At 36.9% G+C, this 24,352-nt stretch carries 17 protein-coding genes and 1 pseudogene; 11 read left to right on the top strand and 7 right to left on the bottom strand.

The features are described 5' to 3' along the window. Positions 1 to 13: 13 nt before the first annotated feature. Positions 14 to 1,339 carry a dicarboxylate/amino acid:cation symporter gene (locus tag Q0X89_RS06365; RefSeq protein ID WP_297692274.1) on the bottom strand — a complete coding sequence of 442 codons (1,326 nt, stop codon included), beginning with the start codon at positions 1,337 to 1,339 and terminating at the stop codon, positions 14 to 16. Positions 1,340 to 1,398: 59 nt separating this feature from the next. Then, positions 1,399 to 2,463: a chorismate synthase gene (gene aroC, locus Q0X89_RS06360; RefSeq protein ID WP_297692272.1), complete on the bottom strand. Its 1,065-nt coding sequence runs from the start codon at positions 2,461 to 2,463 to the stop codon at positions 1,399 to 1,401. A 224-nt stretch (positions 2,464 to 2,687) separates the two neighbouring features. On the opposite strand from aroC, the gene Q0X89_RS06355 reads away from it, so the two are divergent. Next, entirely contained in the window at positions 2,688 to 3,560 is an 873-nt protein-coding gene (locus tag Q0X89_RS06355) for a UDP-2,3-diacylglucosamine diphosphatase (RefSeq protein ID WP_297692270.1), read from the top strand. On the opposite strand, the gene Q0X89_RS06350 is transcribed toward Q0X89_RS06355, so the two are convergent. Further along, entirely contained in the window at positions 3,546 to 6,461 is a 2,916-nt protein-coding gene (locus tag Q0X89_RS06350; protein ID WP_297692268.1) for an FAD-binding and (Fe-S)-binding domain-containing protein, read from the bottom strand. The genes Q0X89_RS06355 and Q0X89_RS06350 overlap by 15 nt on opposite strands. A 77-nt stretch (positions 6,462 to 6,538) precedes the next feature. Here Q0X89_RS06350 and Q0X89_RS06345 point away from each other — a divergent pair, with 77 nt between their 5' ends. Then, positions 6,539 to 7,051: a hypothetical protein gene (locus Q0X89_RS06345; protein WP_297692266.1), complete on the top strand. Its 513-nt coding sequence runs from the start codon at positions 6,539 to 6,541 to the stop codon at positions 7,049 to 7,051. Between the two features lie 102 nt (positions 7,052 to 7,153). Then, a complete protein-coding gene (locus Q0X89_RS06340; protein ID WP_367177023.1) occupies positions 7,154 to 8,263 on the top strand; it encodes a redoxin domain-containing protein in 1,110 nt (369 codons plus the stop codon). A gap of 69 nt (positions 8,264 to 8,332) precedes the next feature. Here the strand turns inward: Q0X89_RS06340 and Q0X89_RS06335 are convergent, their stop codons facing one another. Beyond that, positions 8,333 to 9,985 carry a hypothetical protein gene (locus tag Q0X89_RS06335; protein WP_297692264.1) on the bottom strand — a complete coding sequence of 551 codons (1,653 nt, stop codon included), beginning with the start codon at positions 9,983 to 9,985 and terminating at the stop codon, positions 8,333 to 8,335. 165 nt (positions 9,986 to 10,150) lie between these two features. Beyond that, entirely contained in the window at positions 10,151 to 10,798 is a 648-nt protein-coding gene (locus tag Q0X89_RS06330) for a rhomboid family intramembrane serine protease (RefSeq protein ID WP_297692262.1), read from the bottom strand. 60 nt (positions 10,799 to 10,858) lie between these two features. On the opposite strand from Q0X89_RS06330, the gene Q0X89_RS06325 reads away from it, so the two are divergent. Further along, a complete protein-coding gene (locus tag Q0X89_RS06325; RefSeq protein WP_297692260.1) occupies positions 10,859 to 11,746 on the top strand; it encodes a lysophospholipid acyltransferase family protein in 888 nt (295 codons plus the stop codon). Between the two features lie 37 nt (positions 11,747 to 11,783). Here Q0X89_RS06325 and glmM read toward each other — a convergent pair. Beyond that, positions 11,784 to 13,152 (bottom strand): annotated as a pseudogene (gene glmM / locus Q0X89_RS06320) (phosphoglucosamine mutase). 95 nt (positions 13,153 to 13,247) lie between these two features. Between glmM and Q0X89_RS06315 the strand changes: the two are divergent. Further along, positions 13,248 to 13,841: an acyl carrier protein phosphodiesterase gene (locus tag Q0X89_RS06315; protein WP_297692258.1), complete on the top strand. Its 594-nt coding sequence runs from the start codon at positions 13,248 to 13,250 to the stop codon at positions 13,839 to 13,841. Next, entirely contained in the window at positions 13,829 to 15,511 is a 1,683-nt protein-coding gene (gene ggt / locus Q0X89_RS06310; RefSeq protein WP_297692256.1) for a gamma-glutamyltransferase, read from the top strand. Before Q0X89_RS06315 ends, ggt begins: the two co-directional genes overlap by 13 nt. 59 nt (positions 15,512 to 15,570) lie before the next feature. On the opposite strand, the gene Q0X89_RS06305 is transcribed toward ggt, so the two are convergent. Next, positions 15,571 to 16,329, bottom strand: a complete 759-nt coding sequence (locus Q0X89_RS06305) for a LexA family transcriptional regulator (RefSeq protein ID WP_297692254.1) — start codon at positions 16,327 to 16,329, stop codon at positions 15,571 to 15,573. Between the two features lie 208 nt (positions 16,330 to 16,537). On the opposite strand from Q0X89_RS06305, the gene Q0X89_RS06300 reads away from it, so the two are divergent. The 5 genes from Q0X89_RS06300 to Q0X89_RS06280 all read left to right on the top strand — a co-directional run bounded on the left by Q0X89_RS06300 (position 16,538) and on the right by Q0X89_RS06280 (position 24,317). Further along, positions 16,538 to 16,729 (top strand): hypothetical protein, encoded by a 192-nt coding sequence (locus Q0X89_RS06300; protein ID WP_297692252.1) that lies wholly within the window; start codon positions 16,538 to 16,540, stop codon positions 16,727 to 16,729. Positions 16,730 to 16,734: 5 nt separating this feature from the next. Continuing rightward, entirely contained in the window at positions 16,735 to 17,508 is a 774-nt protein-coding gene (locus tag Q0X89_RS06295) for a TIGR03915 family putative DNA repair protein (protein ID WP_297692250.1), read from the top strand. Between the two features lie 374 nt (positions 17,509 to 17,882). After that, positions 17,883 to 20,744 (top strand): excinuclease ABC subunit UvrA, encoded by a 2,862-nt coding sequence (gene uvrA / locus Q0X89_RS06290; protein ID WP_297692248.1) that lies wholly within the window; start codon positions 17,883 to 17,885, stop codon positions 20,742 to 20,744. Positions 20,745 to 20,788: 44 nt separating this feature from the next. Beyond that, positions 20,789 to 21,475, top strand: coding sequence for a TIGR00730 family Rossman fold protein (locus Q0X89_RS06285; RefSeq protein ID WP_297692246.1), 687 nt, complete (start codon positions 20,789 to 20,791; stop codon positions 21,473 to 21,475). A 7-nt stretch (positions 21,476 to 21,482) separates the two neighbouring features. Continuing rightward, positions 21,483 to 24,317, top strand: coding sequence for a metalloprotease (locus Q0X89_RS06280; protein WP_297692244.1), 2,835 nt, complete (start codon positions 21,483 to 21,485; stop codon positions 24,315 to 24,317). Positions 24,318 to 24,352 lie beyond the last annotated feature (35 nt).

The following is a 24,352-nucleotide window of genomic DNA, read 5'->3' as shown; positions in this document are numbered from 1 at the left end:
ACTTAATTTTAGTTTATTTTACTTCTTCATAAAACTTATCCCAGTCTTCTATGCGGGGTTTACCTAATTTCCCGACAGACTTGGCAACAATCATTGAAACGGTAGCGTCTCCGGTAACATTAATAATAGTTCTGCACATATCTAATGGACGGTCTACTGCAAAAATTAGTGCCAGTCCAATAGCCAGTTTATCAGATGGAAAACCTATAGATTCCAAAACAATGACCAGCATTACCATACCGGCTCCAGGGACTGCTGCCGAGCCAATAGATGCCAGTAACGCGGTAAGCACAATAGTCAGCTGTCCGCCAAGAGAGAGATTAAAATCAAGAGCCTGGGCGATAAAAACAGCCGCAACACCCTGATATAAGCTTGTACCATCCATATTAATGGTAGCGCCTACTGGGAGTACAAAACTAGATACCTCTTTATCTACCCCTATATGCTCCTCTACCCTTTCCATCGTAACCGGAAGAGTTGCCGCGCTCGAACTTGTGGAAAATGCCAATAATTGAGCCGGACTTATCTCCTTAAGAAACCAGAAAGGATTTTTCTGTGTATAAGTGGCAACAACCACAGCATAAAATACAATCATTAAAAATAGTCCCAAAACCACTACCCCGGCATATTTCAATAGTGCCAGTAACAGATCCGGGTCACCAGAGGAGACAACAACATTTGCTAACAATGCAAAAACTGCCACCGGAGCGGTGAGCATTATAAGATCTACCATTTTGAGTACAACATCATTGAGTGAATCAAAAAACTTTTTTAGTGGTTTAGCTCTTTTTTCTCCGATTAACAGCATTGCTATACCAAGGAATATTGTGAAAAAGATGACCTGAAGCATTAAGCTGTTATCACTTAGAGCGCCAAATGCATTATCAGGAACCATGTCTTCCATAAACTGCAATGGACCAACTTCCTTTTGCCTTGAAGCTTCTTCAATCTTTGAGGTTACACCGCTATCTGTCGCATAGGTATCCGTTAATTTTGTAATTGTTTCATCTGAAATGCCTTCGCCTGGCTTCAAAACATTAACTAAAACCAGACCAATAGTAATGGCAATTATTGTGGTACATACATAAATAGCTATTGTCCGAAGTCCAATATTTCTGAACTTTGAAATGTCCTTTAAATCAGATATTCCTTTAATTAAAGAAGCAAGAATAAGTGGAATTGCAATTAACTTGAGAAGTTTAACAAAAATAGTTCCAAAAGGGTTAATCCAATCCTGCACAAAACCACGACCCCATTCAATATAGGTCATAGCGAAGCCAAAAAGAAGGCCAAGGATCATCCCTATTAGGATTTGCCAATGCAATTCCAGTTTCTTCATATAAAAAGTTTAGGTTAGAAAGATAGTATTTTGACAGGAAACCCCCTAAAAAAGGCGGTTTATAATTTTATGGTTCTATTTAGCAAAGTAAAGTCGGCAAGTACTAATGCCGCCATTGCTTCTACAATGGGCACAGCTCTTGGCACGACACACGGATCATGCCTACCCTTGCCCTGAGTTTTAACCATATTGCCATCTTTATCGATAGTTTCATAAGCCTGAATGACTGTCGCAACCGGTTTAAAGGCTACATTAAAATAGATATCCATACCATTGCTAATGCCACCTTGTATACCACCGCTGTTATTGGTAATTGTACTCCCATCCGGTTTGAATTGATCATTATGAACACTACCTTTCATTTTGACTCCTTCAAAACCGCTGCCATATTCAAATCCTTTGACCGCATTAATAGATAACATGGCTTTACCAAGATCAGCATGAAGCTTATCAAAAACAGGTTCTCCAAGTCCAACGGGAACATTTTTGATCACACAGCTAATGATTCCACCAATTGTATCACCTTCCTTTCGAACTTCTTTAATATAAGATTCCATTCTGGTGGCGGTGTCAGGATCCGGACAACGCACAGCATTACTTTCGGTTAATTTCAAATCCAGTTCCGAATAGGGTTTTTCAAGTTTAAGGGAACCAACCTGGGAAACGTAGGCATTTATACTAATGCCATTTAAAAATTGTTTAGCGATAGCTCCCGCAACTACACGACTGGCTGTTTCACGAGCAGAACTTCTGCCCCCTCCCCTATAGTCCCTAAAACCATACTTTTTATCATATACATAATCTGCATGAGACGGGCGATATGAATCTTTTATATGCGAGTAATCTTTTGATTTCTGATTTGTATTATAAATCGCAAATCCAATTGGGGTTCCAGTGGTCTGCCCTTCAAATATTCCGGAATAAAAAACAACAGTATCCGGCTCCTTACGTTGTGTAACTATAGCAGATTGGCCGGGCTTTCTCCTATCCAGCTCTTGCTGTATTGCTTCCAAATTCAACTTTATTCCGGACGGACATCCGTCTATAACACCACCAATTGCCTTCCCATGGGATTCTCCAAAAGTAGTAAGTTTAAAAAGTCTTCCAAATGTATTACCAGCCATAAGCCAAGATCCTTTTATATCTAGTTAGAAGTAATAACTCTTTTTTTCAAGAGCCAAAGATAGATGTTAAATAATGGGAAACAAAACACAGCTTGAGTTAATGGTAAGGTAACAAATGAATAATTTTTGACGTCAAACTTAACCTTAGTTTTAAGCAATAGTGACTTTGCCTTAAGGTGAAACTATACCAATGGGTCTAATTTTACACAAAACTTCCTTATCCTGTGAAAAAGCGTCTTATAGAGGTAGCGGTAATATCTGATGTGCATTTAGGCAATCCCAATTGTCATGCAGATGAGCTGATGGCATATCTAAGCAGTATAGATCCAAAAAAGTTAATTCTGAATGGCAATATTATTGATATCTGGCAATTTAAAAATCACTTTTTTCCTGCATCACATTTAAAGATTCTAAAAAAAATTATAGGTATGGCTTCAAAGGGCACCGAAGTCATTTATATTACTGGAAATCATGATGAGAAATTACGCAGGTTTAGTAATACCCTGATAGGAAATTTATCAATACAAGACAAATTAGTTTTAAAATTAGATGGTCAGAAAGCCTGGATTTTTCATGGAGATGTTTTTGATATTTCTTTTCCACAAATAAAGTGGCTTGCTAAAATGGGTGATACCGGATTCGGACTTGTACTTTGCATTAATCGGGTATTCAACCGGTTCTTTGCAAAATTTGGAAAAGAAAAATATTCTTTGACCGGGAAAATAAAAAGCAGCGTTAAAAATGCTGATAAGTATATTAGTATTTTTAAGCAAACTGCAATAGAAACAGCTCTTGCCAATGGCTATGACTATGTGATCTGTGGACATATTCACCAGCCTGAAAAAGAAACTTTTGAAACAAAAAATGGAAAATGTACTTATCTGAATTCCGGTGATTGGGTAGAAAGCCTTAGTGCTTTGGAATATTCGTTCAAACGATGGAAAGTTTACAATTATAGCTACGATAAACTCTCTCCTTTTTTTGCAGATGAAGATTTGAAGCTAATGGATTTAAGCGATCTTATTGAAACATTAGAAAGGACCCACCCCCCAAAACAAAAGCAATCACAAGGAGAAGACGAATCAATTGATGCTTAAGGCATTCTTTAAAATTGTCACAGGGTGCTGCGCTTGTCTTCCCGTGCCATCATAAATCTGATGCCTGCAACTCGTTCCATTAGCGGAAATAATTACATCTTCACCAGATTTTCTTATTGAAGGAAACAGTTTTAACTCTCCTATTTGCATGCTAGTATTATAGTGCTCACGCTCATAACCAAAAGACCCGGCCATACCACAGCAACCGGAAGAAATGATGCTAACTTTGTAGTTTTCGGGCAGATTTAATATGTCAAATGTAACTTTTTGGTTAGATAGGGCCTTTTGATGACAGTGATTGTGGATTTTGACGTTTGCAGCTGACTTAGTGAATTGTTCCTTACGAATATTTCCATTTTTGATCTCATTAGAAAGAAATTCCTCAATAAGGAAAGACACAGATGCAATTGTTTCAACTTTATCAGCCTCAAAATGAAACCTTTTGTATTCATCTCTGAAAGTTAGAATGGCAGAGGGTTCTATTCCGACTATAGGAATACCCTGCCGGGCGTAATTGAACAATGTTGCAATATTTTTCTCTGCCAGCTTTTTAGCCTGTTTCAAAAATCCTTTTGAAATAAATGTTCGTCCGCTCTCTGCGTAGTAAAGACTTACTTCATATCCCAATCCGGAAAACAAGTCTATCGCATCTATACCAAGATCCGTGTCCAAATACCTGGTGAATTCATCAATATATAGAACTACCTTTCTACTTTTTTTATTTAGTTGTTTATCAATATTTTGAAGGTATTTATTGAAATTTATACTTGATACAAAAGGTAACCTCCTTTCAGGTGCAATTCCCGAAATTTTCTTTATCACTTTACTAAGCGGTCCGGAATTATAAATAGTATTTGTTACTTTAGGCATTTTGCTTCCGAGAGCATTTAACCGGGTATTGTATGCAAACAGTTTATTCCTGAATTTATACCCGTTGATCTCCTGATATTGATATAAAAACTCCGATTTTAAAGTTGAAACATCAACATTACTAGGGCATTCACTTGAACAGGCTTTACAGCTTAAACAGAGATCGAATACCTCCACTAATTCATCAGAGTTAAATCGGTTTTGCCCAAGAGAATTTGTTAGCACCTCCCGCAATGCATTTGCCCTTCCCCGGGTTGTATCTTTTTCATTCTTTGTTGCCTGATAACTCGGACACATCCCTCCTGAAGCGTTATGGGACTTTCTGCAGTCGCCGCTACCATTACATTTTTCAGATGCTTTTAAAATTCCCTCACTGTCTGAGAAATCAAAAATTGTACTGATCTCGGGTTCTTCCCGCTCAACTTCATATCGCAATGATTCATCCATTGGATATGCATCTACAATTTTGCCCGGATTAAAAATATGATCAGGATCAAAATATGACTTTATGCGTTTAAGCAATTCATAGTTCTGCTCGCCAAGCATCATAGGAATAAATTCAGCCCTTACAATACCATCACCATGTTCTCCGCTAAACGACCCCCCGTATTTTTTGGTCAGTTTAGCTACATCTGTTGTTATGGCTCTGAAAAGGGAGACATCTTGGGCACGTTTTAAGTTTAGAATTGGCCTTAAATGAAGCTCGCCTGCACCGGCATGGGCATAATACACGGCGTCCTGGCCATAATCTTTCATGATCTTTGTGAAATCACCTATAAAGGCTTTAAGGTCTGGCAAAGAAACCGCTGTATCTTCAATACAAGCTACAGCCTTTCTGTCTCCTACCATATTTCCTAAAAGGCCAAGACCCGCCTTTCTCAAAGCAATGGCTTTATTGATATCGTTACCCCTCAGAATGGGATTGGAATAACTCAAACCCGATTTCTCTATCGTTTTTAACAGCTTTTTCAAATTTCCTTCAAGAGCTTCTTCCGAATCATCTTTTAGCTCCAACATAAGCAATGCTGCAGGATCACCTTCAACAAAGTATCGGTTCGTTAATTGCTCTCTGTTATTTTTTGTACAGTCCAAAATCACTTTATCCATCATTTCGCACAAATGTAGATTGTGCTTCATAACAGGAACAACATCCTTGAGACAATCCTCAAGGGTTTTATAATGTGTAACCACCATGGCTGAAATCGGTGGTGGAACTTCATCTAATTGCAGAGTGATTTCCGTGGTAAAGGCCAGAGTTCCTTCACTCCCACTTAATAATTTACAAATATTAATTTCCTCCTCAGGACCGCCAAAAAGATTACTATGCAATAATTCATCTACTGCATAACCGGTATTTCTTCTATGAATACTCTCCTTTGGAAATTCTTCCTTGATATTTTGTTGTACCTCTTTGCTTTGCAACTCCGAATATATTCCCATATATATGGTTCCTTCAAGGTTGGGCATATCCATTTTTTTTCTGTACTCAGCAGATGTAATAGATTCAAAGGTTGCCGGAAAACCGTCGGAAAGTATTGTTTTCAGAGCAATGACTTTGTCGCGTGTAACACCATATTGAATAGACGTTGTACCGCTTGAATTATTTCCAACCATACCGCCAATCATGCAGCGGTTAGAAGTTGAAGTATTTGGTCCAAAAAACAAACCATGAGCTTTGAGGTATTCATTAAGTTCATCGCGTATAACTCCGGGCTGAACCGTGACTGTTTTTCTTTCAACATCAAGATGAAGAATTTTAGTCATATGTTTGGATACGTCAACCACAATGCCATCTCCAACGCATTGTCCGGCTAATGATGTACCGGCTGTTCTCGGTATGAGCCCAACTTGATGTTTTTGGGCAAAAAGTATAAGTTTTATAATGTCATTTTGATCTTTTGGGAAAGCAACTGCCAGAGGTACCTTACGATAAACCGAGGCATCTGTTGCATAAAGTGCCCTTGACAGGGTATCAAATTGCAAAGTGCCATCAAGGCTGCTTCTAAGATCTGCTAAAAGATTTTTATCCAATCCAGAACAATTTTAGTTGTAAAATTAAGTTTTTATTAGCTGAGATGGATTTTAAACCTAAACTAAAATCAGAACATATGAAAATTTTTAATCCGGTTCTACTTCTAACATGCCTTTTTACAATTACAATTAGCGCACAGGAAATTTCTGATAATGCTCTTGGACTTCGTCTGGGGGATAGCGATGGGTTTGGAGCAGAAATTTCGTATCAACGATTACTTAGCAGATATCATAGGCTGGAATTAAATCTGGGCTGGAGAGACAGCAGGGAATTTGATGCTTTTAAAGTATCCGCACTTTATGAGTGGGTACGCCATATAGATGGTAATTTTAACTGGTACTACGGTGCAGGTGGAGGGTTTGGAAGCGTCAGTTTTGAACCAGTGCCGGGTAGTGGCGGGAATGAGCCATTTACTCCGGACGGCGGGTTTTTTGTCTTTGCCGCAGGAAATGTGGGAATAGAATATAATTTTGATATTCCTTTATTATTGTCCTTAGATCTACGGCCAGAACTTGGTATTTTAGGATATAATGATTTTACGGATAATTTTGACTTTGATATCGCCCTGGGCATACGTTATCAATTCTAAATCAAAACCTTTTTTTATAGATCTGTCCTTAACATAACCTTATGTCTAAGGACTTTTTTTATTCTGTCTTATATAAGTACCTTTGCACATCTTATTTAAAAAATGATGAAAAAATTAATACTACCAGCATTGCTATTAGGCCTACTTGTAGCATGTAACACTACAACCGATGGATTTAAACTAGAAGGTAACCTAAGTGGTGAAGTGGAGAATGGCACACAGGTCTTCCTTAAAAAAACCGATGAAGCTAATCAGTTAATTGAAGTAGACACTACGACTTTAGAAAACGGAAAATTTACATTTACCGGCTCTTCCGGAATGCCAGAGCTTCATTATTTATTGATTAATAGCGTACGAGGAAACATTCCTGTGGTAATCGAAAATGGAACTATTGAAGTTAGTGCGCAGAAAGACAGCCTGGCCTTTGCTAAAATTAAAGGTACTCTACAGAATGACTTATTTGCTGGTTTTCTTAAAGAATCCAGAGGTTTGGCAAATAGGGCAAGATCTATGTCTGATGAAATGCGTAATGCTTCTGCTGTGCAGGACACCGCGGCCATGAACTCTTTGAGGGACGAATATTTTGAATTGCAGGAAGAAGCTAAAACTTTTGAATTAACATTCGTTAAAGAGAACCCGGAAGCGCTTATTTCCGCTTTGATAATTGAAAAAGCTTTAACAACAAAGGTGCTTTCAGAAAAGGAAATTAAAGAATTGTATGACGCGCTAAGTCCAAGTATCAAAGAAACTTCTGTTGGCCAGCGAATTAAAACTAAACTTGACAAACTTGTAAGTACTTCTATTGGTGAAAAGGCGCCAAATTTTTCAGCTCCTACCCCATCCGGCGATGAATTGGCATTAAATGATGTATTGGGAAAAGTAACTATAGTAGACTTTTGGGCGGCATGGTGCAAACCATGCAGGGCAGAAAACCCTAATGTGGTTAAGGTTTATAAAAAATACCATGACAAGGGCCTGAATATTCTGGGGGTTTCTTTGGACAGACGTTTTGAAGACTGGACTAAGGCCATTGAAGACGACGGTTTGGAATGGAACCATGTTTCTAATGTGAAATATTTTGATGAAATAGCTGAACTTTATAATGTAAAGGCAATCCCGGCAACATTCATTCTTGATGAGAACGGAGTTATCATTGCAAAAAATTTAAGAGGTCCTGCATTAGAAAATAAAATCAGCGAACTACTGCAGTAGATAAAATATAAATTACAAAACCCCTGATGTTTTAAACATCAGGGGTTTTTTTATGTAATCCAATAGAGCTTAAAACTTGTTCTGCAAATCGTCAAATTCACCGGCAATGGTTACATTGTCCCCAATTTTAACCTCGCCAAAAATATTGACTACGGAGTCAGAGCCTATGAATTCTATTGTTGATCCGTCTTTTAAATCTAAATCCCCATAAATAGTAAGATTTCCTTCAATACGCAAGGTGGCTCCTTCTTCAATTTTAATTTCTTTCCTTTTCCTATTCCTCCCCACCAATAAGTTACCATTCATTTCCAGAAGGCCACTTTCTTTTTTAATATCCACATCATTGATTACAGTCCAGGAACCGCACATTAATAACGATCCGCTCACTTGTATAGAATTGAAACGCTTTGCCCCTCTAAAGGCAATATCCTGTCCTTCATTGATAACAAGTTTAGACGTGCCCTCATATTCTGTTAGTGTTGCACAAGTTGCCGCTAAGCTTTGTGACAGCCTGTTTAATTTAATGATTTGTAACCCTTCTGCTCCTGATGCAGCAAACGCATAATCCCCTTTAGATTCTACATAATTCACAGAGCCACTAATCTGTATTACCCCGTAAGTTGCAGCGCTGGGTCCTCTGTCTTCAGATAAGGAGAGTCCGGCACCGCCATTGGCCATAAATATCATATCCTTGTTAAAAGCGACTGCATTATTTACTACGTCTCCTGTTACTTCTTTATTGGGATCAATACTTATTGGTATGTATTGCAAACGGGTACCCGAATCATAAGAATATAATCCAACTCCATTACTTCCTTCAGCTACAACAATTTTATCATCTAAAAAATCAACTGTTCTTTTAGTAAATGACCCAAAGTCGGAACTAATCGGAATTTCTTTTTTAGTATTTAAATTATCATCCAGTATGCGTAAGCCAAAGCCTGCGTCTAATAATGCTAGTTTATTATTGTCGAACGCCAAAGACCGCAGATCTGAAAATAATTCTTCCTTTTTAATATCAAAATCGTTCGCGTCATAAATCGTGACAGATCCATTTTTCCCACTGGTAACATAAACTTCCTTACCATCCACCTCTATATCTGTTGCATTATCACCAGGTTGGTAACCATAAAGAATGCCGGCACCTATATCCATCGTACCTCCGGCATTAATTTTTATTTTAGTAACAAATGCGCTGGAAGTAGCAGTAAAAGATGCCTCTTTATTCAGCCCCCCTACCGCATATAAATATCCATCTGAATATTCTAACGAGTTTATATCGGAATTTAAATAGATAAGTCTTGAGGTTACCACAGGATTATGAGGATCTGCAACATTAACAATATCTATGGCACCATAATAATCTTCACCTGCTAAATTGTAGGAGACATAAGCATAATCTCCTTCAACATCTACATGAGATGCCGTTAGAACGGTACTTCCTCCAAGGCTTGGCGGATTTACCTGTGCTACAAGTGAAATAGGATAATCTCCTGCTTCATCTGCTTTCGCGGTTGAGAATTGCTTATTTGTAATTTGTTCATCTTCAAAAATATCCAGCACTCCGGAATTATCGAAATTGACACTGCCGCTTAACTTTAAGAAATCATTTTCTAAGATAAGATTCTCCTGTTGTTCATCAACGAAAACGGTTGTTTCGTCACTACAGGATACAAAAAAGGCCATAGAGGCCATAAGTAAAATGGGGATTCTTTTAATCATAAGTAGGTTATTTAACTAATCTTGGGCGATTAATTAACGGTAAAACTACCAAAAAGGTATATAAAACCAAGGCTTTTTTCGATAAGCGGTAGGATTAGTAGTTAAAACTATTAATCTTTTCCGATAAATAAGTAGGTTTAAACTTACAATACTAGTATAGTATTTCTAAATTTTACCTAATTTTTCCAGTATAAACAGAATTATAATAGGAATGGCCAGAAGTATTACCATTAGGGTATCCGTTACTATCAGATCCGGTTTAAATAGCAAGGATGAAGCATACCCCCCTACAGCACCACCAAAGTGTGCGGTATGCCCTATATTACCCAGGCGCTTTTTCATGCCATAAATGGAATATAACATATAGGCCAGACCCAGAACATATGCCGGGATGGGGATTGGTATAAACATTATTCCAAGTCGCATATCGGGCTGTAATAAAATGGCTGCGTACAATATTCCGGTAACTGCACCACTTGCTCCTACAGCGCTATAAAAAGGTTCATCTTTATGAAAAAAAAGGGCCAGTAAACTTCCTGCAACAAGGCTAACAAAATAAATTATCAAAAATTTTTCCCAGCCAAACCAATTAATTACAACCGGAGCAAAGAAATATAAGGTAAACATATTCATGAAAAGGTGAGAAATATCTACATGTAGAAATCCTGAAGTCACCATTCTATCGCGTTGACCCGCCTTAATTGCACCTATTGTAAACTTATAGCGATCAAAGAAAATTACATCGTTGAAACCTCTGAGGGATATTAAAACATTTACAACTATTATTGCAATTGTAGCGAGATGTAAATTCATAAAAATGTCAATTTAATTAAGCGCCAAATATAGCTATATTTGCCCATATTTATTTTAAACATGCAACGTCTTGTATATATTCTTGCCTACCCATTTTTATGGTTAATCTCAATACTACCGTACGGGCTTTTTTATTTTTTCTCTGATCTGATGTATTTCCTGGTTTACCGCATAGTTGGGTACAGAAAGAAAGTTGTTTATAATAATTTATCCCTGGTTTTTCCTGATAAAACTAAAAAAGAGAAAAAAGATATTCAGAAGGCATTTTATAAGCACATGTGCGATATGTTACTGGAAACTGTTAAAACCCTGAATATTAGTGAAGAAGAATTAAAGAAACGTTACGCGCTGCCCAATATTGATTTTCTTCTGGATTTAGAAAAAGAACGAAGTATACTCGTTATGTTTCCGCATTATGGCAATTGGGAATGGAGTATCATAGTCAATGTTCATGTGAAATCTAAGGGGTTCGCTGTCTACCAAAAAATTGATAATGTTTATTTTGACAGATTGATTAAAAAAATCAGGGGTATATGGAGTACAACACCAATTTCTCAAAAGGAGACGGTAATTACAATGGCACGCAATCACCAAAAAGGCATTAGAGGCGTATACGGAATTGTGAGTGATCAGTCCCCACAGGTGCACCTAGCACAATACTGGACAGAATTTATGAATATAAAGGTGCCAGTATACAATAGTCCTGAAATATTAGCCAGAAAGTATAACCACGCCGTTGTCTTTGCAAAAGTTACCAAAGTAAAACGAGGGTATTATAGCACTGAATTCATTCCGATTGCCAAAGAAGGTAGTAAGACTAAAGAGAATGAAATTACTGACCAGTTCCTACGTCTTACAGAAGAAGAAATAATACAGAACCCTGCTTACTATCTGTGGACTCACCGTCGATGGAAACACAGGGATAAAGTACCTGAAAAATTTCTTTAAAATAGAGTATTTACTCTATTGTAGCCCGTATTATATCTTATATACCTGCTATCTCTTTTATCTCTCCTATGATTTTATCTGCTAAAGAATCAGCTTCAACCTGAGTTTTTGCCTCAGTGTATATTCGAATAATTGGTTCTGTATTAGACTTTCTTAAATGCACCCAACTTTCTTCAAAATCTATTTTTACCCCATCAATTGTAGAGATTTCTTTGTCTTTGTAGCTTTCAGAAATTGACACTAATATCCTATCAACATCCAATTCAGGTGTTAATTGAATTTTCTTCTTACTCATAAAGTAACTGGGATAGCTGTCTCTAAGTTCTCTAACCGAACCGCCTTTCTCCGCCATAAGCATTAAAAATAAGGCAGTCCCTACCAGTGAGTCCCTACCGTAATGACTTGAAGGGTAGATAATTCCCCCATTACCCTCACCTCCAATAATGGCATTAGTGGCTTTCATTTTCTTTACAACATTCACCTCGCCTACAGCAGCTGCTTCATAAAGACCATCGTGCTTTATTGTAATATCCCTCAGTGCCCTGGAAGATGATAAATTGGAAACGGTATTTCCTTTTGTTTTCCCAAGCACATAGTCTGCACAAGCTACTAAGGTATATTCTTCTCCAAACATTTCTCCATCATTACAAATAAATGCCAAACGGTCTACATCTGGATCTACAACTATTCCAAAATCGGCTTTTTCCTTTACAACAAGCTCACAAATATCTTCTAAATGTTCTTTTAGTGGTTCAGGATTATGTGGAAAATGCCCGGTAGGCTCACAATACAACTTAATGACTTCTACTCCCAAAGTTTCAAGTAATTTGGGAATTGCTATTCCCCCGGTAGAATTAACTCCATCCACTACCACCTTAAACCCGGACTTTTTAATCGTCTCTGCATCGACTAATGGTAAATTCAGGACTTCATCTATATGAATGTCTAGATAAGCGTTATTTTTTGAGATAGTTCCAAGTTCATCGACTTCAGAAAAATTGAAATCTTCTTTTTCCGCCAATTCAAGAATAATTGCCCCCTGGGCTGCATCAAGAAACTCACCTTTTTCATTTAAAAGTTTTAGTGCATTCCATTGTTTTGGATTTACCGCCATGCGCCTTTTCCAAAGGAACCGCTATTTCCACGGTAGGGGTAGTAGACAATCCAAGGTCTATCACATCTATTCCAAGCCCAACTAATGTAGATATCACCAAATTCTGAATCATTTCTCCAGATAGACGGGCATCTCGTCCAACAACAACTTTTAACTTATCTGAGTTGGAATAGTCTTTTAACCATGTACCATACGCTGCTGCAAATTTTACGGTATCAATGGGAGTCAGATTATCATTTGGCTTCCCTCCTATGGTACCTCTTATACCCGATATAGATTTTATTAATGTCATATGTTTCTAAATAGTTTTTGCAAATATACATGTCTTGTTAATTAACATGCGTTCCAAATTTGTAAATTCCATTGTGAAGATTATATTCGTACTAAATGAATTTTTTAGCTCATATATATCTCTCTTTCGGAGATGACGAAATAACTATCGGAAATTTCATTGCCGACAGTATAAGGGGCAATAAATACAAACACCTGCCAGACAGAATACAAAAAGGGATATTATTGCATAGGGAAATAGATACCTATACAGATTCACATCCAATAGCAAAAACAAGTAGTAAAAGATTGCATAATAATTACAGTCACTACAGCAGGGTAATAGTCGATATTTTTTATGATCACTTTTTAGCTAAAAACTGGAAACAGTATTCGGATACTCCTTTGGAACTATATGTAGATAATTTTTATGATTTGCTAAAAGATAACATTACCATACTGCCTGATAATACTAAACGAATGATTCCATATATGATTAGTGATAATTGGCTCCTCAACTATGCCAAAATGGATGGGATAAGCAGGGTTTTAAGTGGAATGAACAGAAGAACCAACAACAAAAGCAAAATGAATTACGCCATCCTTGATCTGGAAAAAGACTATGATGCATTTGAGGGGGAGTTTACTTCTTTTTTTAAAGAATTAGAAGCCTTTTCGAAACAAAAATATATTTCAATATGCGAATACTAATTCTATTTTTTGCACTAATCCTTTTTACACATTGTAAAAGACAACCTAATCCTCCAACTGGGGTCGTAAGCCAAAATGCCATGGTAGTATCTGCGCGTAAAGAGGCTTCAAAAATAGGTGCAGATATACTAGAAAAAGGTGGGAATGCTTTTGATGCTATGGTTGGAACTGAACTTGCATTGGCTGTGGCCTATCCTTTTGCCGGCAATCTTGGTGGAGGGGGTTTTATGGTATACCGTAAAAATGATGGCAATATTGGCGCTATTGATTACCGTGAAAAAGCGCCATTGGCAGCCCACAAAGATATGTATCTGGATTCCCTGGGCAATGTTATTCCGGGCATGAGCACAATCGGGGCAAGTGGCACGGGTGTTCCCGGAACTATTGCCGGCATCTTTGAAGTACATAAAAAATTCGGCACTTTGCCTATAAAAGATATAATAGACCCCGTAATAGAATTAGTTGATCAAGGGGTTGAGGTAACCACAAAACAAGCCGCCAGACTAGATAAGTATTGGGATGAGATCAGAAGCGTGAATGGTGAAAACACTTTATTTTATAATAAATGCGAACCTGGAGACACACTTCGATATCCAGCCCTTGCTACTACTTTGAGAAGAATAGCCGTAAACGGAAGGGATGAATTTTATAAAGGAGAAACTGCAAAAATACTGGCCCGGTTTATTCAGGAAGAGGGAGGATTTGTAACTGAGGAAGATTTGGCAAAGTATGAGGCCAAGTGGCGACAACCTATAGTGTTTAATTACAAAGATTTAAGGATAATTTCAATGAGTCCACCAAGTAGTGGCGGAGTAACGATAAATCAAATTTTTAAGATGATTGAGCCTTATGACATCTCAGACTATGGTCATAATTCTGCGAAATCTATTCAGTTGTTTACGGAGGCAGCAAGGCGGGCCTATGCCGACAGAAACTTTTTCCTGGGAGATCCGGATTTTGTTGTTATCCCTCTCGACGTTTTATTAAGCAAGAATTATCTTAAAAACCGCATGGAGAACTTTTCATTTGAAGCGGCCACACCATCCAGTGAGGTGGAGCACGGTAAAATTGAAATTGTAGAAAGTAAAGAGACTACTCATTATTCCATTGTTGATCAGATGGGAAATGCTGTTTCGGTGACTACTACCTTGAACGGGGCATATGGATCCAAACTATATTGTGATGAATTAGGGTTCTTCTTAAATAATGAGATGGATGATTTTAGCGCCAAACCAGGAGTGCCAAATATGTTTGGTTTAATAGGTGCTGAAGCCAATTCTATTGCCCCTGAGAAACGAATGCTAAGCTCAATGACGCCGACTATTGTCGAAAAAGATGGTGAGCTATGGATGGTTGTGGGTTCTCCCGGAGGATCCACGATAATTACTGCTGTAGCTCAAACGATTCTAAATACATATGAATTCAATCTAAGTATGCAAGAATCCGTAAATGCACCTAGATTTCACCATCAATGGTTGCCTGATTATATCGTTTTTGAAACAGGAGGTTTTCCGGATAAGCTAAAAGATGAACTAAAATCTAAAGGTTACCCTATTAACGAAGATCGCACACCTATCTTGGGAAAAGTGGATGCAATTTTAGTATTACCCGACGGCCGACTCGAAGGTGGTGCAGATAAACGCGGAGATGATACTGCAGTAGGTTTCTAGATTTAAAAAGGCTTGGATTAGCCATTTTTTCTCAATTATAGCATCCGGTTTTACAATACTTATTTACCTAGCTGATTTTTTAACTCTTCCATTGATTCCTGTAACTGTCTTAGCAAGCCTTTTTCTGTTGTAGCGTCTACCCCAAAAGTTATTTTACTGCTTACCTGCCAAAGTTCCTGTATCTGCTCTGCTTCAATTTCGTAAGGTGGATAGATTTCATTTAGTGATATTAAGAGTATCTTCGAATTTCCCGGTAATTTCTCAATCTTTTTGACTAATACAGCATCATGGAGAACTACCACATACATCTTATTTGGATTAAGATCATCCAGCCCCTCAACCGCCTTTGCCAAAACCCATTCCCCGGGCTGCAAATTAGGCAGCATGCTATCACCTTCAACCTGAAAACCCCTGTAAGTGGCATTTCTGAATTCAGGCAGCGGGAGATCAAATGCAGGCAGCTGCTTGTACCAACTCGTATCCTGAATATTTTGAGGATACCCTGCGGCAGCCTTTGCATTTACCAAAACCATATTGTCATTTTCAGAAGAATCTACAGTAACAACTTTAGGAATAACACTGGTCCCGGAATAATTTAAATGCTGATTCTTACTATCACCAAATAACCATAGTGGATTTACTTTAAATTGCTTTAACAATTCAACAACCACCTTGCCCGATAATTTGGTACGACCACGCTCTATATCCGCAGTTGTATTGGGAATTCCGAGTATCCTTGCAAATTCTGCTTGTGTATATCCCAAATCCCGTCTTATCTCAATAAATCTCTTAATAGTAAGCTCATTTTCTATTCCCATATTCCTTAATTTTCTCTTTAATACCTATACGTCAATTTAAAAACCCGATCCTTCTTTAATGCACCTTTCAAAAACTGCTGGTACTATGTTGCTGCAAAATATATTTCAGCCCCGGGTACTCAAAGATACAAAATTTGGATTATTTCCAAAATATTATAGGAATATTTCCTAATTTAGGATATTTTCCATATTTTTGGATTATATACAAATGAACACAGTTATGTTAGATGAAATTATTACCAAAAAACTTAGTCAATGGGCTCAAAGAGGATTAGATGATGGCCTTATTGCAAGAAGTGTTAGAGAAGTAAAAAAAGAAAAGAGACCATTTGGGATTAAGCAAAAGGCATCTAAAAAAATATCGCAGAATTCAATCAGCAAACAATTAAGTTTATTCTAAAAGTTATGGAAAAAGAAAAAATATTGGTATATGATGGAAGTTTTAATGGATTCTTAACTTCTGTATTCATGGCATTTGAACAAAAAATCAATGTTATTAACATTCAAAGAAAAGACGAGGTACAAAAAGGCTTGTTTAACGATACACAAACAATTTTAACCCAGGTACCCAAAGCTAAACGAGTTTGGAATGGCATAAGCCAAAGAAGCAATCTCGTAATGAAAAATATTTATTTTGCATTTCTAAGTGAAACGGCCGGTATTGAACAATTACTCTATTCATACATTGAAAAAATAGTTGCCAAAGGGTCGAATAATCATTTAGATTTAACCGATGATATGGCTTTTAAAATAAACCATTTAGCAAATATGGTAAGTAAGAAAAAAAGTCAAATGGAGGCATTTATGAAGTTCAACGTCTCAATAGATGGTGTTCACTATAGTATTGCCGAACCGTCGTATAACCTATTGCCGCTTGTATCCAAACACTTCAGATCTAATTTTGGAGACAGACAATGGATAATCTATGATATAAAGCGCAACTATGGTCTTTATTATGACCTTCATACGATACAATTAATAACCTTGGATTCAAAAGAAATATATGCGAATAAAGAATCCTTAAATGGTTCTTTCCAAACTAAGCCCATTGAAGCTATAGCGTTGTGGGATACCTATTTTGCAAAAAATTCTATGAAATCTTTAATTTCCAATAAATTACATACACATCAATTTAGCAAACCGCGCAGGAAATATCAGAAAGATCTGGAGGCGGTATAATTTAATAGTATATATATTTTATAGCAACTACGAAATGGCTTCTTATCATGAGTAATTATATTCTGATATTTTAATTTATTTCTTCCATTTCATCTCTTTAAATCATGTTTTTGTTATCCTGCCGGCTTTAATGCACTAAAATTTTGGCGAGGGATTATTGTGTCTAAAATTCTTGTCGTATTTCTACCTTGTTTAATTATTTAGATTATGCGATTCTATCTTAGAAGTCTATAATATTTGTGCTGAACTTAATAGAACAAGTTACCTGGAATGAAATTGGCAATTATACATGTACAACGGTTTAACAAAATCAAAAGAAACCAGACTTCCTTTTTAGTCGTCAAAAATGTACCTTTGCAACTTTGTTCAATTCAATGATAAATTACGAGGAGAATATTGAAGTCAAGGGTGCCCGGGTTCATAATTTAAAAAATATTGATGTAACCATCCCAAGAGAAAAGCTGGTTGTAATAACCGGACTTTCAGGAAGTGGTAAATCCTCATTGGCCTTTGATACTATTTATGCCGAAGGCCAGCGACGCTATATAGAAACCTTTGCTTCTTATGCACGGCAGTTTTTAGGTGGCTTGGAGCGGCCCGACGTAGATAAAATTGATGGGTTGTCTCCAGTAATCGCAATAGAACAAAAAACAACCTCAAAATCTCCACGTTCTACAGTAGGAACAATTACCGAAGTTTACGATTTTCTTAGATTATTGTTTGCAAGGGCATCAGATGCCTATAGCTATAATACTGGTGAGAAAATGGTTAGCTATAGTGATGATAAAATTAAAGAACTTATTAATAAAAGTTATTCTGGAAAAAGGATAAACATCCTGGCACCGGTTATTAAATCAAGGAAAGGGCATTATAGAGAACTTTTTGAACAAATTGGAAAACAAGGCTTCGTAAAAGTAAGGGTAGATGGTGAAATAATGGATATCACCAAAGGAATGAAGGTCGATAGATATAAAACACATGATATAGAAATTGTTATTGACCGCCTGAAAATTGACGATAACGAAAATTTGAAGAAAAGACTTTCTGAATCAATTAATACGGCCATGTATAGCGGTGACAACGTCTTAATGGTTCTTGAAGAAGGCGAAGTAATTCCAAGATATTTCAGTAGAGACTTAATGTGTCCTACTACCGGAATTTCATATCCAACACCTGAACCCAATACATTTTCCTTCAATTCTCCTAAGGGCATGTGTAAAGAATGTAATGGATTGGGGCATGTTTTCGAGGTAAACGAAAATAAAATTTTTCCGAATAAAAAATTATCCATTCAATCAGGGGGTATTGCACCCTTGGGTGAATATAAACGTTCCTGGGCTTTTAAACAATTAGAAACAATCGCCAAACGATACCAATTTGAGCTTACAGATACCATATCCACTATTCCGGATGAGGCGCTTAAAACTATATTATATGGAGGTTCTGAACAGTTTGAAGTTGATTCTAAAACCCTTGGTGTAAAACGAGTATACCATATTGACTATGAGGGCATAGCGAACTTTATTAAAAACCAATATCACCAGGCAGATTCCAGATCAATTAAGCGCTGGGCCAGAGATTTTATGGATAAGAGAACCTGTCCTGCCTGTAATGGTTCAAGATTAAAAATAGAATCACTTTATTACAAAATTGAGGATAAGAATATAGCAGAATTATGTCAATTGGATATATCCGATCTCGCTGGCTTTTTTGATCAACTCGACTCCAAATTAAAAGGTAATCAAAGAAAGATTGCCGAAGAGATCATAAAAGAGATAAAATCCAGATTAAAGTTTTTGTTAGATGTAGGTCTTGATTATTTATCCCTGAATCGCAGTTCAAAGTCTCTTTCCGGAGGAGAAGCCCAGCGAATAAGACTTGCTACACAAATAGGGTCTCAGCTGGTTGGGGTGTTATATATAATGGATGAACCTAGTATTGGCTTACATCAGCGCGACAACAATCGACTGATCAGATCATTGAAATCCCTAAGGGATATTGGAAACTCTGTAATTGTTGTTGAACATGACCGCGATATGATTGAAAATGCAGATCATGTAATTGATATTGGTCCACACGCAGGAAAACATGGAGGTGAAATTATCTCGGAGGGAACTCCGTCTGAACTCATTGATCAACATACATTAACATCCCAATTTATTACGGGAGAAAAGGTGATTCCTATACCTGAGACAAGGAGAAAGGGAAATGGAAAAAGTATAATTTTGACAGGCTGTACAGGTAATAATTTGAAGAATGTATCGGTTGAATTCCCTTTGGGAAAAATGGTTGCGGTGACAGGTGTTTCAGGTAGTGGCAAATCTACCCTTATTAACGAAACGCTTTATCCCATAATGAATGCACACTATTTTAATGGTGTAAAAAAACCAATGCCATATGCGGCTATTAAGGGACTTGAAAATATTGATAAGGTAATAGACATAAACCAGTCACCTATTGGAAGGACTCCCAGGTCTAATCCTGCTACATATACCGGTGTTTTCGGAGAAATCCGTTCCCTTTTTTCTAAAACACCTGAGGCGGCTATCAGGGGTTATAAACCGGGGAGGTTTAGTTTTAATGTAAAAGGTGGAAGGTGTGAAACTTGTCAGGGAGGAGGACTAAGAATTATAGAGATGAATTTTTTACCTGATGTATATGTTGAATGTGAAACCTGTAATGGAAAACGATTTAACAGGGAAACTTTGGAAATACGATACAAGGGACAATCTATTGCCGACGTTCTTGAAATGACCATTGATGAAGCCGTGGCCTTTTTTGATCAAATACCAAAGATTCATCGGAAATTAAAGACTATTCAGGATGTCGGACTGGGTTATATTTCATTAGGACAGCAATCAACGACACTTTCAGGAGGAGAAGCACAAAGGGTAAAACTTGCCACTGAATTGTCCAAACGAGATACTGGAAACACCTTTTATATTCTGGACGAGCCCACAACCGGACTTCATTTTGAGGACATTAGAGTACTGATGGAGGTTTTAAATAAACTAGTCAATAAAGGCAATACCATTGTAGTAATAGAACATAATATGGACGTTATAAAAATGGCCGATCATATAATCGACATAGGTTACGAAGGCGGTCGCGGGGGCGGCATGATAGTTGCAGCAGGATCTCCGGAAGAAGTTGCTAAAGATGATAAAAGTTATACGTCATTTTACCTTAACAAGGAATTTGAATTAATGAACTCCAAATTAGAAGTTCGTAGTTAAATCAATATTACAATACAACTGTACTTGTAAGTAAAAAAAAGAATATGAGGAAAGAAAAGCACCATAAAGGATGGAATGAAATAAAAACCAATGACTCATGGGCCATTTTTAAAATAATGGGTGAATTTGTAAATGGATTTGAAAAAATGAGTGAAATTGGCCCTTGTGTTACAATTTTTGGTTCAGCCAGAACCAGAGAAAATGCTAATTATTACAAACTGACAGTCAATGTAGCTAAAAAGGTCTCTGAAGCCGGATATGGTATTATCACAGGAGGGGGTCCGGGCATTATGGAAGCTGGTAATAAAGGAGCGCATTTGGCCGGAGGAACCTCAGTGGGATTGAATATTGAACTTCCTTTTGAACAAAATGACAACCCCTATATCGATGATGATAAGAGCCTGGATTTTGATTACTTCTTTGTCCGCAAGGTAATGTTTGTAAAGTATTCACAGGCGTTTGTGGTTTTACCTGGAGGTTTCGGTACACTTGATGAACTCTTCGAAGCCCTTACCCTTATTCAGACGAATAAAATCGGTAAATTTCCAATTATTCTTGTCGGAAAATCCTTTTGGAAAGGTTTGATAAACTGGATAAAAGATACTATGCTAAATGAAGGTAATATTAGTGAGACAGACCTCGATTTAATAAGCCTTGTTGATACAGAGGAAGAAGTTGTAGAAATTATTGATGCCTTCTATAAAGGCCATACATTGAGCCCAAATTTCTAATTCATATATGTTTCTAAAGCGCATTCAAAGTTTACAATTAATTACTGCTATGCTTTATTTTATTGGCATTAGTGGTATTTATGCGCAGCATAATAACAGTATTAAAGCCTCTTTAGAATCAGAATCCAATGAAATAAATATTCAACAGGAATTTGAATATATCAATAATTCAAAAGATACCCTGAAAGTCCTTTATTTTAATGATTGGGCAAATGCTTATTCCGATAAGAGCACTGCCCTTGCCAAGCGTTTCGCAGAAGAGTTTAAAAAAAGTCTCCACCTGGCTAAAGAAAAAGATCGCGGGAGGACTTTAATTTTCAGTATAGTCGATGATGAATACAGGGCTACCTCGTGGAATAGGACTTCAAGTTTTGACATAATTAAAGTTGAATTAAATGCCCCTTTGGCTCCCGGTGCCTCCGCTAAATTATTTTTTACGTATTCTGTCAAACTACCTCCAAATAGATATACTTCATTTGGTTATAACATTACTGGCGGGTATTATTTGAAAGATTGGTATCTCACGCCGGCTGTTTATAGTGGGGAATGGCAGTTGTATTCAAACAAAAATCTTGAAGACCTTCATACGGGAAATACGGATAGCAATATTATTTTCAGTTATCCTGATTCTTTGTTTTTGGGGACTAATTTCAAGGAAGTAGACATAACAAGCTATCCCGGAAAACAGGTAGCTACTCTGGAAGGTGTTAATAGAAAGAGTTGCTATATTATTCTGAATGCACAAAAAAAGTTCACAAAACATGTCACTCCCGAGCTATTAGTGGTTACAGATCTCAGGAGAACCAAATTTGATGAAATTTCACAGGGTGTTTCTATTCATCGAATATCTCGGTTTATTCACGAAAATCTGGGAGACTTTCCATATGAGCAACTGCTTGTAAGTGAGGTAGATTTTAATAAAAACCCAATTTATGGATTAAATCAACTGCCATCTTTTATACGCCCCTATGAGAAACAATTTCAGTTTGAAATGTCATTTTTGAAAACTGCCCTGAACAATTACATAAAAGAATCAATATTTCTTAATCCCCGCAAAGAAAAATGGGTAAGTGATGCTGTTATCAATTATTTAATGATAAAGTTTGTAGAGGAGTTTTATCCGGATCAAAAACTATTAGGAAAATTATCAAAGGGTTGGCTTATCAAAGGATTTCATATGGCCCAAATGGATTACAATGAGCAATACCCTTTTCTTTACATGTTCACAGCAAGAAAAAATCTTGATCAGGGTCTGACAACTCCAAATGATTCCCTGATAAAATTTAATCAGAAAATAGCCAATACATACAAAGCTGGCCTGGGACTGGCATATCTTGCAGATTATACCAGCGTTGAGAGTATTGATACTGCTATTAAAGAGTTTTATGAACAATATAAATTAAGTCTTGTTAAACCATCAGACTTTGAGCGAATTTTAAAAGAAAATTCGGAGAAGGACATTGATTGGTTTTTTAGGACCTATGTTGAGACAGATGACCGCATTGATTATAAGATTTCCAATGTAATTAAAACCAAGGATTCTCTATATGTAACCCTTAAGAACAAAACGGGAACCGAAGTTCCAATATCCTTATTTGGACTTAGAAACGATGAGGTCGTTTCCAAATATTGGTTTACCGGGATTAAAACTGAAGAAACTTTTACTATACCTCGTAACTTTGAAAAAAGACTGGTGCTAAATTATGACCAGACTATCCCGGAATTTAATCAGAGAGATAACTGGAAAACACTGAAAGGCTTTTTTATTAGCAATAAAAAATTGAAATTTCAATTCTTCAAAGACACTGAAGACCCCTATTACAATCAAATTTTTTATATGCCCATCCTAAACTTTAACATCTATGATGGTTTAAGTCCGGGTATCAGATTTACAAACAAAACCCTTTTAGAGCGACCCTTTATATTTGATGTTGCACCATCCTACGCAATCAGGGAAAAAACTTTTGTAGGCTATGGCAGGCTTAATTATCGCCATTATCACGGTAAAAGTGGTTTCTATGTCACTAATTATGAACTAAGAGGATCGTCATCTCATTTTCAGACAAATTCGCGTTACAGCACATTTACCCCAACCATTAGATTGGGCTGGCGTCCTGCAGACCTCATATCCAATAAACGAAAACAACTCACACTCAGATACGTCAACGTCTTTAGAAATATAGACCCGAGTCTCGATATAGAAACTGACCCGGATTATAGCGTCCTCAATGCAAGATTCACGAATTCAAATAATGGCATAATAGATTATTTTAAATGGTTTTTAGATGCCCAGTATTCGGTGGACTTTTCCAAACTAGCTTTTAATCTGGAATACCGTAAACTATTCGTAAACAATACCCAATTCAACTTTCGCTTTTTTGCCGGTAAATTTTTGAGAAACAACACAACCGGAGATTACTTTAGCTTTGCGCTGGACCGACCTACAGATTATTTATTTGACTATAATTATCTGGGCAGATCTGAGGACTCGGGCATATGGAGTCAACAGCTAATTATTGCCGAGGGTGGTTTTAAATCAAGGTTGGAGAACCCTTTTGCAAACGACTGGATCGCGACGACGAATTCTAGTGTAAATATTTGGAGATGGGTAGAATTGTATGGTGATATCGGATTTATAAAAAATAGAGGTCTACCTGCAAGATTTGTATACGACTCTGGTATTCGTCTTAATTTACTTACAGACTATTTTGAATTATATTTTCCTGTGTATTCCAGTAATGGTTGGGAAATTGCACAACCAAACTATGCTGAAAGAATTCGATTTGTGATTACACTTAGCCCTAAAACTTTAATAGGTCTTTTCACCAGAAAGTGGTTTTAGGAATTATACTATTCTTAGATATTTTCCTTTTTTTT

Source organism: uncultured Eudoraea sp. (assembly GCF_947258525.1).
GTDB lineage: Bacteria > Bacteroidota > Bacteroidia > Flavobacteriales > Flavobacteriaceae > Eudoraea.
This window is presented reverse-complemented; position numbering and strand designations above follow the sequence as displayed.

Coding starts and splice junctions, on each gene's coding strand:
- Q0X89_RS06300 (WP_297692252.1), top strand. CDS start 16,538: ATGAACACAGTTATGTTAGATGAAATTATTACCAAAAAACTTAGTCAA.
- Q0X89_RS06330 (WP_297692262.1), bottom strand. CDS start 10,798: ATGAATTTACATCTCGCTACAATTGCAATAATAGTTGTAAATGTTTTA.
- Q0X89_RS06295 (WP_297692250.1), top strand. CDS start 16,735: ATGGAAAAAGAAAAAATATTGGTATATGATGGAAGTTTTAATGGATTC.
- ggt (WP_297692256.1), top strand. CDS start 13,829: ATGCGAATACTAATTCTATTTTTTGCACTAATCCTTTTTACACATTGT.
- Q0X89_RS06280 (WP_297692244.1), top strand. CDS start 21,483: ATGTTTCTAAAGCGCATTCAAAGTTTACAATTAATTACTGCTATGCTT.
- Q0X89_RS06340 (WP_367177023.1), top strand. CDS start 7,154: ATGATGAAAAAATTAATACTACCAGCATTGCTATTAGGCCTACTTGTA.
- Q0X89_RS06285 (WP_297692246.1), top strand. CDS start 20,789: ATGAGGAAAGAAAAGCACCATAAAGGATGGAATGAAATAAAAACCAAT.
- Q0X89_RS06315 (WP_297692258.1), top strand. CDS start 13,248: ATGAATTTTTTAGCTCATATATATCTCTCTTTCGGAGATGACGAAATA.
- aroC (WP_297692272.1), bottom strand. CDS start 2,463: ATGGCTGGTAATACATTTGGAAGACTTTTTAAACTTACTACTTTTGGA.
- Q0X89_RS06325 (WP_297692260.1), top strand. CDS start 10,859: ATGCAACGTCTTGTATATATTCTTGCCTACCCATTTTTATGGTTAATC.
- Q0X89_RS06305 (WP_297692254.1), bottom strand. CDS start 16,329: ATGGGAATAGAAAATGAGCTTACTATTAAGAGATTTATTGAGATAAGA.
- Q0X89_RS06345 (WP_297692266.1), top strand. CDS start 6,539: ATGAAAATTTTTAATCCGGTTCTACTTCTAACATGCCTTTTTACAATT.
- Q0X89_RS06365 (WP_297692274.1), bottom strand. CDS start 1,339: ATGAAGAAACTGGAATTGCATTGGCAAATCCTAATAGGGATGATCCTT.
- Q0X89_RS06335 (WP_297692264.1), bottom strand. CDS start 9,985: ATGATTAAAAGAATCCCCATTTTACTTATGGCCTCTATGGCCTTTTTT.
- uvrA (WP_297692248.1), top strand. CDS start 17,883: ATGATAAATTACGAGGAGAATATTGAAGTCAAGGGTGCCCGGGTTCAT.